Source organism: Fictibacillus sp. 5RED26 (genome assembly GCF_015903895.1).
Classification (GTDB): Bacteria; Bacillota; Bacilli; order Bacillales; family Fictibacillaceae; genus Fictibacillus; species Fictibacillus phosphorivorans.
Window position 1 is genome coordinate 1484831 of the sequence record NZ_JACZDU010000001.1, and the last position, 12696, is coordinate 1497526.

The 12696-nt window shown below is 37.7% G+C and carries 13 protein-coding genes; 5 read left to right on the top strand and 8 right to left on the bottom strand.

Annotation, left to right across the window (positions count from 1 at the left end):
• Positions 1 to 22: 22 nt before the first annotated feature.
• Positions 23 to 2212 (bottom strand): FUSC family protein, encoded by a 2190-nt coding sequence (locus tag IHV10_RS07705; protein WP_370629649.1) that lies wholly within the window; start codon positions 2210 to 2212, stop codon positions 23 to 25.
• A 277-nt stretch (positions 2213 to 2489) separates the two neighbouring features.
• Between IHV10_RS07705 and IHV10_RS07710 the strand changes: the two genes are divergently transcribed.
• Both IHV10_RS07710 and IHV10_RS07715 read left to right on the top strand, forming a co-directional pair.
• The gene (locus tag IHV10_RS07710; RefSeq protein WP_197128021.1) at positions 2490 to 3827 is read left to right on the top strand and encodes an FAD-binding oxidoreductase; all 1338 of its coding nucleotides are present in this window, start codon (positions 2490 to 2492) and stop codon (positions 3825 to 3827) included.
• A 240-nt stretch (positions 3828 to 4067) separates the two neighbouring features.
• Entirely contained in the window at positions 4068 to 4853 is a 786-nt protein-coding gene (locus IHV10_RS07715) for an aminoglycoside 6-adenylyltransferase (protein ID WP_197128022.1), read from the top strand.
• 56 nt (positions 4854 to 4909) lie between these two features.
• Here IHV10_RS07715 and IHV10_RS07720 read toward each other — a convergent pair whose 3' ends face one another.
• The 3 genes from IHV10_RS07720 to IHV10_RS07730 are packed head-to-tail and all read right to left on the bottom strand — an operon-like array spanning position 4910 to position 6111.
• On the bottom strand, positions 4910 to 5536 hold the full coding sequence (locus IHV10_RS07720) for a pyridoxamine 5'-phosphate oxidase family protein (protein ID WP_197128023.1): 627 nt from the start codon (positions 5534 to 5536) through the stop codon (positions 4910 to 4912).
• Positions 5537 to 5551: 15 nt separating this feature from the next.
• Positions 5552 to 5842, bottom strand: a complete 291-nt coding sequence (locus tag IHV10_RS07725; RefSeq protein WP_197128024.1) for a hypothetical protein — start codon at positions 5840 to 5842, stop codon at positions 5552 to 5554.
• A 26-nt stretch (positions 5843 to 5868) separates the two neighbouring features.
• Complete coding sequence (locus IHV10_RS07730) at positions 5869 to 6111, bottom strand: zinc ribbon domain-containing protein (protein WP_197128025.1); 243 nt, start codon at positions 6109 to 6111, stop codon at positions 5869 to 5871.
• A gap of 171 nt (positions 6112 to 6282) precedes the next feature.
• On the opposite strand from IHV10_RS07730, the gene IHV10_RS07735 reads away from it, so the two are divergent.
• Positions 6283 to 6603 (top strand): hypothetical protein, encoded by a 321-nt coding sequence (locus IHV10_RS07735; protein ID WP_197128026.1) that lies wholly within the window; start codon positions 6283 to 6285, stop codon positions 6601 to 6603.
• A gap of 74 nt (positions 6604 to 6677) precedes the next feature.
• On the opposite strand, the gene IHV10_RS07740 is transcribed toward IHV10_RS07735, so the two are convergent.
• Positions 6678 to 7943 (bottom strand): MDR family MFS transporter, encoded by a 1266-nt coding sequence (locus IHV10_RS07740; protein WP_197128027.1) that lies wholly within the window; start codon positions 7941 to 7943, stop codon positions 6678 to 6680.
• A gap of 100 nt (positions 7944 to 8043) precedes the next feature.
• On the opposite strand from IHV10_RS07740, the gene IHV10_RS07745 reads away from it, so the two are divergent.
• Positions 8044 to 9696, top strand: coding sequence for an ABC transporter substrate-binding protein (locus tag IHV10_RS07745; RefSeq protein ID WP_197128028.1), 1653 nt, complete (start codon positions 8044 to 8046; stop codon positions 9694 to 9696).
• 41 nt (positions 9697 to 9737) lie between these two features.
• Here IHV10_RS07745 and IHV10_RS07750 read toward each other — a convergent pair whose 3' ends face one another.
• Positions 9738 to 10217, bottom strand: coding sequence for a DUF5662 family protein (locus IHV10_RS07750; protein WP_197128029.1), 480 nt, complete (start codon positions 10215 to 10217; stop codon positions 9738 to 9740).
• 174 nt (positions 10218 to 10391) lie between these two features.
• The gene (locus IHV10_RS07755) at positions 10392 to 10682 is read right to left on the bottom strand and encodes a hypothetical protein (RefSeq protein WP_197128030.1); all 291 of its coding nucleotides are present in this window, start codon (positions 10680 to 10682) and stop codon (positions 10392 to 10394) included.
• A 150-nt stretch (positions 10683 to 10832) separates the two neighbouring features.
• Between IHV10_RS07755 and IHV10_RS07760 the strand changes: the two genes are divergently transcribed.
• Positions 10833 to 11744, top strand: coding sequence for an NAD(P)-dependent alcohol dehydrogenase (locus IHV10_RS07760; protein WP_197128031.1), 912 nt, complete (start codon positions 10833 to 10835; stop codon positions 11742 to 11744).
• A gap of 28 nt (positions 11745 to 11772) precedes the next feature.
• Here the strand turns inward: IHV10_RS07760 and IHV10_RS07765 are convergent, their stop codons facing one another.
• Complete coding sequence (locus IHV10_RS07765) at positions 11773 to 12693, bottom strand: aminoglycoside phosphotransferase family protein (protein ID WP_197128032.1); 921 nt, start codon at positions 12691 to 12693, stop codon at positions 11773 to 11775.
• Between the last annotated feature and the right edge of the window lie 3 nt (positions 12694 to 12696).

Genomic DNA, 12696 nt, shown 5'->3' on the forward strand with positions numbered 1-12696 from the left:
GCTTTATCTCGTTTTTCATCCATTATTTATTTCGATTATGGTTCTCTATTACTCCTCCCAACTCATTTCCTAACTCAACAATGGATTGGTTGATGCGCCATATATAATAGAGGTGATGAATTAGATCACGCTGAGATTGCTTACGGCTAGGCGCAAGTCGCTCGAACTTCTCTCGTTCTTCTTCTAAAGTTTGAAGAACAAATTCACCTTCATTCTCTGTTACAAGATTAGATAATGAATCAATATTGTTCTTTATTTTCGTCTCGATTTGAATAAAACCTTCGAGCAGTTCTTCAGGATAATCAAATCCTTTTCTGTAAGCAGAAGCGACCAAATGTTTTGCGTAATAATTGATAGCAGCTAACCTTGTCATCCAACTTACCATATCAGCGTAAATCGGTGATCCTGGGCGTTGGAGAAAGGATTGCGCTTCATCCCTGATCGCCTGAAGTTTTAAATCCAGCTTAAACGCACTTTCGGACAAATTCTTAACATTTACATCTTCTCTAAATCCTCTCACGTACTCGGTCACAAAAGGAGCAAGTTCTTCTAAGAATTCGTTGATCGATTCAGCAACTTTTACTTTCGTTTTCTTCGGAAAGATCAAATAAGAGACAGCTAACGCTATGGATGCCCCTGCAATCGTATCAAGAACTCTGGATCCAATCAGTGAAAACGTAATGCCACCTAATAAAAGATCGTACATAAAAGCGATCAACATAGTGATAAACACACTCATCAATGTGTACGAAACCGTCATTAAATAGAAGGCTAGAAAAACAACCACAAAAAGAAAGATGACTTCCAAAACGGTCTGTCCGGAAAGAAGTTTAGCAAGGACAAAACCGATAACTGCCCCTATAATCGTGCCTAAAGAACGCTGATATCCTTTCGTATAAATCCGTCCGATGGACTCAGTCCCAAGTAGTACGACAAATGCTGTAAGAAGAACCCAATAGGGCTGTGCAGGTGAGATGATCAAACCAACAATAATAGATAGAATTGCTGCTAAGAGTGCTTGATATGCTTTTTTAGTAGACGGCTTTAACACTTTGTCCTCTGTTTTCGTATCTTCTTCGCCCACTTTATCGACGGTCTCTTCTTCTTTTTTATCTTCCGATTGAGAATAGAGAGATTGTTGTATCGTTACAGCACCTTCTATCACGTGATTAGCGATCGATTCAATTCGGCGGATAAGATAGATCCACCCTTTTGGAGGCGCTTCTTGTTCAAAAAGTTTCATGATTAATCTGCGAAGTTGCTGAACCGATTTTTCAGCAGGAAGAATATTTTGCTCTTTCACATGTGGAGCGAGTACCTCGACATCACGAACAGCAACCGTCACAGCAATGAGAAGTTGCTTAATCTCATCTACTTGAAGAGCATCTGCCTTTTTCAATCCTCGTACCGAATCCACTAACGTTTCAATCAACATACCCGTATCAAAAACGTAAAGCCGAAGTTGACTTGGTAAGAGACCTGGCCATATTTTTTTTACATCATGCTCGGTGATATAACCAGAAACAATTAATGCATATTCTCTTAGCTTGGAAACGTTCTTCTCTAATTCTTCCTTACGTTTAAGGCTTGATTCTTTATCTTGCATCGCTTCGATAAGGAGGTTAAGAGTCAGGTTGCTTTGTATATGAAACGAATGAATACTTCGTTTTAAATTTTTCGCCGTATCTTGAAACAAGAAGAAATTAAGGATAAAGGCATAAGCTACACCGAACCATATTCCAACATAAAACCACGGCAACTGGTCACTGGATAACTTTAAAACAGAGGAAAAATAAACGGTCATAAAGAAGATCATGAACAAGGAAAAATAACGTGTACCAAATCTTGAGAAATAAAAACTGCTAAAGACACTTAACACTAAAACTGCATCTATGTAATACGCATTGTTTGCGACAAGAGAACCAATCGTAATGCCAAACATAGCAGAAACTCCGAGCCATAGCGTGGTTATTCGCATCTCTTGTTTTGTATCATCCATAACGACCATGATGCCCATCAGCCCTAGCATACCGGAAACAATAGCTGGTGTGATGCGTCCAGAGTGACCGGTGTATCGCATGATAAGAAGGGTCGTGAATACAGCAAGAATTAAACTAGCAGTCGCCCTTCCTGCTTTTTGCAACCGCACATATCCAGGGTCAGCTGCTACCATTTTCGCTAACCAATGGTGCTTGTTATATATTCGTTGCACGGTTCCCCTCCTTTTCTAAAACTATAATTGAAAATGATATCATGTAGATATTTTTTCACCAAATGAACTGCTTTAATCTACCCTTAACATATTTCTAATTCTAGTTATAGCATTCCCTTATTCGTCACTTTTTTTAACTTACTATCTATACTTTTTCTAGGACAATCCTTATATCTGTTTCTGACTGAGCTCGGTTTAATAAAAGATTTTAACCGACTATTCATTTCCTGCATACATTTATATAACTACAAATATGTCTTTGCCGGGAGTGGAATTAATGGGATCTACAGAGTTAACAGGAAGAATAATCTTTAAAGGTGACCCGGGCTATAAGGAAGCCGTTCGAAACTGGAACCCTTATGTCAACACATATCCTCTTGTATTCGTATTCGCACAGAATGCATGTGACGTCAGTAATGCAATTAAATGGGCTCGAGAGAACGATGTTCCCTTAAGGGTCAGAAGTGGCCGACATGCTCTAGACAAAGAGTTCAATGTTGTAAAGGGTGGAATCGTTATCGACACAGGTGATATGGATAAAGTGCACTTAGATAAGAAAAAGGGAATTGCTACTGTTCAACCTGGAATTCGAGTGGGACCTCTTGTAAAAGGTCTTGCTAAAGAAGGTTTCATGGCGGTGTTTGGCGATAGTCCGACTGTTGGAATCGGTGGTATAACAACCGGTGGAGGATTCGGATTACTCTCACGTACAATTGGTGTAATATCTGATAACCTTCTTGCACTTGAGACAGTTGATGCAAAAGGACGGATTCTAAAAGCTAGTCCAACTTGCAACGAAGACTTGTTTTGGGCTTCTAGAGGAGGCGGTGGCGGTACGTTTGGGTATAACACGGAGTACACATTCAAAGTACATCGTGCACCTGAAACCGCAACGGTCTTTAACATTATTTGGCCATGGGAACAGCTCGAAACCGTATTTGAAGCATGGCAGAATTTAATGCCATTTGTAGATTCACGATTAGGCAGCTATATAGAGATCTATAGCAAAGTAAATGGATTATGTCAGGTAACCGGCCTTTTCTTAGGTTCAAGACCTGAATTGATTCAAATCATACAACCTTTACTTAATGCTGGGACACCTTCGGAAGTAGTCATAGAAACGCTCTTCTACCCAGATTGTATAGATTTCCTTGACCCACCTGAGCCACCTTATGCTGATCAAAACTTTAAATTCTCATCTTCTTGGGCGACTAATCTTTGGCCAGAAGAACCGATTAAGGTAATGAAACAATTTTTAGAAGAAGCACCTGGAACAGAATCTAATTTCTATTTTACCAATTGGGGCGGTGCGATAAGCAGCGTGCCTAAAGACAAAACAGCCTTCTATTGGCGAGATCCTTTGTTTTACACAGAATGGAACGCAACATGGGTTGATAAATCTGAAGAAGCGAGTAGTCTTGCATCAGTCGAATCTGTGCGTCAGCAGTTAAAACCTTATACAATAGGTTCTTATGTAAACGTCCCAGATGAAAACATTCAGAACTTCGGAAAAGCATATTGGGCAACAAACTTTGCTAGGCTGCAAAGAGTAAAAACAAAATATGATCCTGAGAATGTATTTAACCATCCTCAGAGTGTCCCACCACTTTTTTAAAAATTATCATTAGCAATAGTTATCCGTTATTTTGATGATCGGATAACTATTGTTTTTTTACTTTGCTGGTTTCGTAAACTCTTTTGGAAGTTGTTCATTTCCGTTACAGGCACTTTCTACTCAAAGCAACGATTAAAGTAGACGCAATACTCTTTAGGAAAATAGTGATTACATAAAAAACATAATAGGGTTTTACAAATTATGTTAACATAAAAAGATATAAATAATGCGAGGTGTCTTATGTATACGCCAACAGAGAGAGATTCTTATTTTCAGCGTACGATCGATATGTTAAATGTACTACCAATGGTTGAAGGTGTTGTTCAATTAGGTTCAGGTGTAACGGGTTATAAAGACGAATTCTCGGATATTGATTTAATGGTAGCTTCGTCCACTGAGGATGAAGTCATTAGAGCGAAAGATAATATTCAACATTTTTACAAAGGTTTGAATCCCGTTATCATCAAAGAGAAGCAGTTTTCAAAAAATATTTATCTATTGATTGTTATTCTAGAAAACTCGTTGGAATTCAATGTTTCAATTCTTCCGAGGAATTTATTAAGTGTAAGATCTCCGTTGTGGAGAGTAGTTTTGGACAAAACAGGCTTAGTCTCTGAGAAGATGGAAAAAGAGGACCGTACTTTTTCAAACAAAACGGTAAAGTATGCTCCTTTCGAAGATCCTGTTTTCGAATTTGTTTATTGTTACATAAGATTAGACAAAGAGTTGAAGCGCAAGAATCTCGTATATGCACTAAAGGTGCTAGAGTCGATGAGAGATTATACGTTAATCGTACAGGCATTGAATGAGGAAAAAAAACTTCATCAGTTTAAATCTTACGACTCGTTCAATAGTAACTTCCTAGAGAAATACTTTTCAACTTATCCAAAAGATATTACGTGTGACAATTTGGTTGAATCCGCTTCTTTATTAAAAGAATTGTTTATACATACCGTAATGCAGAGTTCAATATATACACTAGATGATTCATTACTTGAGTTGTTAAAACCAAAGAATAAGGTATAAACTTTTAAAAGCACTGTACATGCAGTGCTTTTAAAAGTTTCCTATAAGACTTCTAACTAATAAAGCTTGTTCTTATAGCCTTCTATTAGGTCATTTGCAATTCTTTCTTCTGTCATTTCAGGTAGATTAACATGAGCTGCTAGAATCTTTGCCGCGTTAGGGAGAGCTTCTTTGATTTCCCAACGTTCAGGTTCCCAAAGTCCGGATCGTTTAAACGCTTTCCCACAGTGCATATAGCATTGTTCTACTTTTACAAGAATTCCAAGACTCGGAACTTTTCCGCCCACTGCCATATTTACGAGTACTTCTTCATCTTTAATAATAGCAGCTTCACCGTTAATCCGCAGCGTCTCGCCCATTCCTGGTATTAGAAACAGTAAACCTACTTTCGGATTTGAGAGAATATTAAACATTGAATCTACCCGCTTATTCCCTGGTCGATCTGGAATCACGAGATGGTGATCATCTAACACATGTACAAAGCCAGCGGCATCACCTCTAGGTGAACTATCACAGTTTCCTTCCTGATCTGATGTAGCTAAAATTACAAATGGTGAATGAGCGATAAAGTCTTTGCAATGTTCATCAATCTCAGAAATAACTTTATTCTGCCCTCTAAGACTTGGAGTTCCGAGCACAAGCCTCAGTTCTTCTTGGCTTTTCACATAATTTAAAGTTTTCACTTTCTTTTCATCCCCTTATTTTCTAAGAGCATCCGCTGCTAGATGTGCATCTGCTTTCTTGACGTAAATGTCGTATTGCGTGTTATCAATGATTGACCGTTCTCTATCACCAAATGCCTGCCCCGGTATCCTCACCTTATATGGCACACCATCTACTTTGAGCTTAGCTGTAACATTAAAATAGTTTTCCTGACCAAACGCAGTATAGATGAGATTCATGTTACGGTAACGATACTTATGAACGAGAGAACCAACTATGATTCCGCCCAACACGATTACAAGGAAAATCCATCCAAATACCGGCATGCTTCACAACACCTCTTTTAGAGTTTTTATCCGAATAAAAGATCCAGTACAGATCCCAACTGCCCTTTTTTTCCTTCAAGAACATTAGGATCATACACCTCTACAAATCCGCAATTTTTACATGACACGAATAAAAAGTGGTTGTGCTGAATGTCGAGAAATTTACTTAAACCCGAACCAGTCATGGCTAGTTCTTTTGTTCTGCAACGCGAATGGCTACACTTGTTACATTTGAATCTGCTTTTAATCGCTTCTTCTACTCTGCTCATTTAACAAATACTTTCTGCTCTTTACTTACATGGTTAAATCAATAATAGGTTGATGGAAAAATTTAGTCAACGAGTGAAAATACCCCCATAAATGAATGGTTCTCTCTTAATAGTGTATAGAGTACATAAAAAAGAAATGACAGAAGCACGAACACTGTAAGGAGGCAAAACATGGAGCCGTATGTAAAGGATGCTCTGCTTGAATGGAAAGATGAGATTGAGCAACAAAAGAAAGAAATAGATGAAGAGTACGAAAAAGTGAAAACAGAACTTCAACTCTATTCTTATAAATTTGGAATCACGAAACAAGTCATCCAATCCACAATCAACGAAGAAATGATTAAGAACATTAAGAAGACCTATCAACAGCCTTTTGAGGAAAAGTATAATGAGTTGAAACAGCAGCTAAAAAAGCTTGAAGAAAAACGCAGCGTTTTTAACATGTTTGTTGAAAAGATCGAGATTGCTTCTGTTAAAGAATCCAATTCATAAAAAATTAAAGCTTGGAAAAGATTCCAAGCTTTTTTACTGCAGTTTTATAGCGCAAACTATGTTCTCACTTACAATTACTTCACAACTTGAGCAATTACTTCTTTCTTCAAGGCTTTTTCTTTTGTCTTCTCTCTTAAAAAGAGTCCAGAATACATGAAGAAGGCTCCGATCATGATCACAACACCCATATACACACTCATCATCATAGGTACTAAAAAAGCCCCTAAAATGATCGTCGAACGTGCTAACATATCAGCTCCACTGAATGAAACATTTGCAAAAGCAGAGTATGATCCTCTCTTGTCGCTAGGTATCATGTTTGCTTTTTCCGCTTCTTTAATTGGAGAGTAGATCAACTCACCCATTGTAGCGATTACATTAAATAGAAGGAGAACATACCAAGCGTTCGCTGACGTAACGGTCACGTAACCGATCCCATATAACAACAACCCAATCAATAAGGCATTCTTCTTAGAAAAACGATCCATAATTCGGTTGATCAAGAACGTGAAACAAACAACCATCAACATATTTTGAATGTTTAGCATACTGAGCATGCGAACCCCAGTGATCTCAAAGTTACCAATATGAAAAGAGTCGAATGTTTCAGCCAAACGGATACCAATATAGCTATTTAGTGTAAATTCTGCAGAAAAGATAAATGTTCCACCAATCACGACTTTAACAAATGCTGAATCTTTTAAAGCCACTCTGTAGTTTTGAAACAAGTCCAGAAACACATTCTCGTGTGTTTTTTCCAGAAAACCAGTGAACTCATCACGCAGCCAAATTCCATAAGCAATAGGGATGCTGATTGACGTAACGGTCAACATCACGAAAAGTTCAATCTGATGACTCACATAGAGCAATCCACCTAAAGCGGCTCCTATCGCCATTGACAAGTTAATCATCCAATAATCAAGCGTGTATACTTCTTTCCTATTTTCAGGTGTTGTCGAATCCATGATGATCGCATGCATGGCAGGTCTGCCTAAGCTGCTCGTAATGATGAATCCAATATAAGCGATCGCGAAGAGCAGAATCCAATTTTGATCCGGAAGTAAGCTAACGGTCATGAGTAAAAACATGATTGCATTTAAGCAAGAAGTCGTCATCAACACTTTCTTTCTTGGAAAACGATCGGATATGTAGCCACCGATTAAATTTACAACAAATCCGATGACAACCGTTAAAATTAAAAATGTTCCTGCCCAAACTTTGCCCTTTTCAGTAGCAAAGAATAAGGCCATAAATGGCATGACGGCCGATGAAACGGCACGATTAAAGAACGATGTGATCAACCGTACTTTAATATTTTGGGGGTATTCTCTCCATCCCATATTGTCCCCTCCTTCTCTGTATTGTAATATTAAAATAGACTACAAATGATAAAAATGGACAATTAAATAAAACATGTCTACTTTTAAACTGGAGGAGAACATGGATAACAAACTTCTCATTCTATGGAGATACTTTCCATCAGGTCATATACGAACAGAAGAGATTGCTGAAGTACTTCAGATCAGTCAAAAGCAAACTACCCGATATTTAAAGAAATGGAACGATGAAGGATGGTTAACTTTTACTCCAGGTCGAGGAAGAGGAAATGTTTCACGACTACAATGGTTGAAGAATATCGAAGAAAACTTTGAAGATGAAGTTCTTCTCAAGTTGGATCATGAACCGGTTGAAATCAGCAGTAAATATTTGATGTATGATTGGTCAACGGATACGAAGATAAGATTGATGAACAAATTTCATACCCAATTTGGTTTCGTACAGAAAGCGAAAGACAAACTCGTCGTTCCAAAGCGCTTTCCGTTTAGAACTCTACACCCTTTAGATGCAGCAGATGCACATAGCGCAAATATGGTATCAAATGTATTTAACCGACTCGTATCTTTAACCGATCAAGGAGAAATCCTACCTGAACTTGCTCACAGCTGGGATGTTTCACCTACGAAACTACGACTTTATTTAAGAAAAGACGTCTGCTTTCACGACGGATCTGTTCTAACAGCAGCAGATGTAATCAACTGTTTAGAGAAACTAAGATTTCATGAGCAAAACAGAGAGTTATGGACACCGATAGAGGATATTGTTTCTAAAGCGCCACTCGTGGTCGATATTCTGTACCCTGGAGGCTGCAGCTATATTCTTCCATTGTTAAGCACAATGACTTCGAGTATATACAAAGAAAGCAAAGGAAGAATATATGGAACTGGAGGGTTCTTAGTCGAAGTGGACACCGACCAAAAAACAACGCTTGTCGCTTTTAAAGACCATTTTCAAGAGCGGCCATTACTCGATGCGGTTGAATTCGTAAAAGTTCCGAAAGACTTTCCAATCGTTTATCACTCATCTATGGAACCAGATCATCATGAAACCTTTCAAGTAGAGAGTGATTCGGGATTTGGAGTACTTATCATGAATGCGTACCGTAAAGGATCACAGATAGCTAAAACAGAAGTACGCCAATACATCCACCACATTGTCGCTATGAATCGTCATAGAATACCAGAGTATGAGGCAAGAGCCATTCCAAACGACAACAGCTGTATGATTGGAAATCGCCTACCCTATTCGATACCTAAAGCAGTCCGGCCTGAATTTACAGAGCCTCTCATTATTAGGGTAGCGGAGCATACAGAAGAAGTTTCCAGATGGCTTCTTGACACGTTTGCTCAATATGACATCCCAGTTAAAGTTATAAAAGTATCGTTTGAAGACGCTATTTTTAATAAACAACTAACTGACCAAACAGACATGTTTATACATGGTGAAATTTTCGAGTTGAATCAAGATCTATCTTTCTATTTTTTCTTAACAAATGGGTTTGCTCCATTGCCTTTAATTTTAGGGAAAAACAAGAGGTGGCAAAAACGTCTTTCTCAATATGTTCATACACCATTTGAGAATTGGACCGATTTGAATATTGCAGTCGAAAAAGAACTTATTGATGAAGCCATTATGATTCCACTTTATTATCAAAAAAGGTATATTCCTTTTTCAACTGAATTGATGAACGTGAACATCAAGCATTTCGGATATGTTGATTTTTCTAAACTATGGTTACGGCCTACAATGGATTAGTAAATTAGTAAAAGAAAAAAGGATCTGAGAATAAAAAATACTCAGATTGATTTCTGAGCATTCTCGGGTTCCAATTTTTCAATTATTTGTGCACATTCATTCCTTGTGTCCGGATGCAAAATTACACGATCCGTTAGAAGATTGGCGATCAAACGATCCGAAATGGTGGGTCCTGATCGTTTCCTTCCCCATCTTCTTGAGAACGATTTGTAATCACAGATCATCTCGAGTACATACTTTCGGGGAATCGGAACCGCTTCTTTTTTAAGCGGATCAACCACCCAATAATTCCAATGATGTTTATTGTGATGTTGATGATGAAGCCAAGCATATTGCCATTCCACTTCACTTGGCTTCTCATCTGAATAAAATTTCTTTGCATAGGTAAAAAACTCAGCTGGATGAAGCTTAGATAGATCATGTGTAAACGCTTGAACATAAAGTCCTAACTTCCAGCATTCTATAAAAACATTCAATTTATGTTCAACGATATAAAGAAGATATTTTCCGTATGCCGGCATGTTTTTTCACCCACTAAGTTAATAATTTACTCCCATAAAATATAATCAACGTAAAAATAATAACTTCAATCATTAATAGTTTCAATAGAGTTCCTTTGTACTTCATTCTTTCAAACAAATATTGTATGAACACAATTGCAATTGCCGTGAAAAAACTATTAAAAAGTGTTAATTTCATAGCGGATTTTCAAACATATTCACTACGAATACAAATACAAAAACTGTAACGAACGTGTAGCGGCTTCCTATAATTATGTTTTTATCTCCAAGGATCTTTTCAAAGAATACGTCAAGTATTCGATACAAAGTCCCACTTCCTAAAATGAAAATGATGAAGTAAAAGGGCTCATCCCAAATACGTTTAAATTCCAGAAATTGAATAATCGTTAAGATCACAATAAGTCCACAAAGTTCTCCGACATTGTTTTTGGATCGTTTAAAGAAAAAATGTTTCAGTGACTTCATAAGCTGTCCTCCGTTTATGTCTATAATCTGCGATTCATATTTCATTCCTTAAAAAACTCATTTTTCCTTCTTATACCTTCAAACTTATAAAGCATTTTTAATTCAATCATCAACATAAGATGAATAAACGAATTTAACAGGAGGTTCACTATGAAAGCTGTATTATGTCTGAAGTATGGTACGCCAGAAGTACTTAGCCTACAACAAGTTCCAAAACCATCGCCTAAAGAAAACGAGATACTGATCAAAATCCATGCTACTACCGTAACAACTGGGGACGTCAGAGTTCGTGGCTTTAATAGTCCTCTATTATATTGGCTTCCGATGCGCTTATTCCTTGGTATACGAAAACCGAGAAAACCGATTTTAGGAGTTGAATTAGCAGGAGTTGTAGAAGAAGTTGGCCAACGTGTTACTCGGTTTAAAAAAGGAGATGACGTGTATGCCATGACCGGAATGCGATTTGGCGCACATGCAGAGTATATATGCCTCCCTGAAGACGGAATTGTCACACATAAACCACAGAATGTAACTTTTGAAGAAGCCGCTGCCATTCCCTTTGGAGGGACTACAGCGCTGCATTTTTTAAGAAAAGGGAAGATTCAAAGCGGACAAAAGGTTCTGATTTATGGTGCCTCTGGAGCTGTAGGAACAGCCGCTGTCCAACTTGCCAAGTTTTTTGATACTGAAGTAACAGCTGTGTGCGGTTCAACCAATCTAGAACTGGTTAAATCATTAGGAGCTGATCATGTCGTAGATTATACAAGAGAGGATTTTACAAAATCGGATAAAAAATACGATATCATTTTTGACGCTGTAGGAAAAACATCAACGTCTAAAAGTCAAAATGCATTAACAGCTAACGGTAAATTCGTAACCGTTGATGGGCAAGGTATTGCAAAAGAGCGTACAGAAGATCTAGAATTCTTAAAGAAACGAATTGAATCTGGTCAAATGATACCCGTCATCGATCGTTATTATAAGCTAGACCAAATTTCAGAAGCTCATGAATACGTTGAAACTGGACGTAAGAAAGGTAATGTTGTCATAAGAGTGGTTTAAAACCCAACCAAAAAACGCACTTCTCAATCTAGAGAAGTGCGTTATTATTTTTGTATTTACTCACTAAGTTTTTGAAGACCTGAATGGTATTTAAAAAGCTGTCCTGCATTTGACCATCTTCAATTGTCCAACAAGTAGCTAACACAGCATGTGAATAGGCTCTTAACAAAACTCGTTCTTTATTCAGATTCAGTACATCTACAAAAATTTCAATTCGTTTTTCTGTTATCTCTTCCATTCGCTGTTCAGGTAATTTATTCAGCAAATATTGAACAACCTCATATTCACGGTCTCCGATCAAACCCTTAGGATCGATCACAGTCCAAGAATCTCCATTTGCTAGTATATTGTAGTGGTGAAGATCGCCATGAAGTATATAAGGTTTGTCTATAGAACGATTTAATTCTCTAAAAATGGATAAAGCTTCTTCGATGGTAGTATTTGAGACCGGTTGATAATCGTTGTAATTTTGATAGATTCTTTTCAAGCTATTCTCACGATCAAGTACAGTCGGGAGGTTAGTATCAGCTGAAGCAGGAGCCATTAACACTTTCATCACTTTAGCAGCAATTATAGTAGCCTGATCATCATCTTCTATTTCAGCTAATGTTTGTCCTGGCTTTATTCGTTCAAGGATCATAATTCCTCGTTCCTTCTCAAACGCTAACACTTTAACTGTACTTTCACCAGACAAAAGTTGAAGTGCGCGTAATTCCGCTTCGAATTCTTTCTGATCGATCACAATTTTTAAAACCACTTCACTTCCATCACTCCTTAAAGCCGGAGCAACGAAATTGTATGAAAGATTGAAAGTCTGTTGGATGTGAAGATTATAGATTTTTTCGCAGTCAGCGAGCATTTCTTCAAAATGTCTTAACCATTCACTAGCCTTTTCTCCATGAACACCTGTAATCTGTTTAATGAATGTATCAGGAAGTTTGTAACTCATCAC

Excerpts from the sequence above, each read along its gene's own strand:
- IHV10_RS07710 (WP_197128021.1), top strand. The coding sequence starts at position 2,490 with ATGGGATCTACAGAGTTAACAGGAAGAATAATCTTTAAAGGTGACCCG.
- IHV10_RS07715 (WP_197128022.1), top strand. The coding sequence starts at position 4,068 with ATGTATACGCCAACAGAGAGAGATTCTTATTTTCAGCGTACGATCGAT.
- IHV10_RS07725 (WP_197128024.1), bottom strand. The coding sequence starts at position 5,842 with ATGCCGGTATTTGGATGGATTTTCCTTGTAATCGTGTTGGGCGGAATC.
- IHV10_RS07730 (WP_197128025.1), bottom strand. The coding sequence starts at position 6,111 with ATGAGCAGAGTAGAAGAAGCGATTAAAAGCAGATTCAAATGTAACAAG.
- IHV10_RS07735 (WP_197128026.1), top strand. The coding sequence starts at position 6,283 with ATGGAGCCGTATGTAAAGGATGCTCTGCTTGAATGGAAAGATGAGATT.
- IHV10_RS07740 (WP_197128027.1), bottom strand. The coding sequence starts at position 7,943 with ATGGGATGGAGAGAATACCCCCAAAATATTAAAGTACGGTTGATCACA.
- IHV10_RS07745 (WP_197128028.1), top strand. The coding sequence starts at position 8,044 with ATGGATAACAAACTTCTCATTCTATGGAGATACTTTCCATCAGGTCAT.
- IHV10_RS07750 (WP_197128029.1), bottom strand. The coding sequence starts at position 10,217 with ATGCCGGCATACGGAAAATATCTTCTTTATATCGTTGAACATAAATTG.
- IHV10_RS07755 (WP_197128030.1), bottom strand. The coding sequence starts at position 10,682 with ATGAAGTCACTGAAACATTTTTTCTTTAAACGATCCAAAAACAATGTC.
- IHV10_RS07760 (WP_197128031.1), top strand. The coding sequence starts at position 10,833 with ATGAAAGCTGTATTATGTCTGAAGTATGGTACGCCAGAAGTACTTAGC.
- IHV10_RS07765 (WP_197128032.1), bottom strand. The coding sequence starts at position 12,693 with ATGAGTTACAAACTTCCTGATACATTCATTAAACAGATTACAGGTGTT.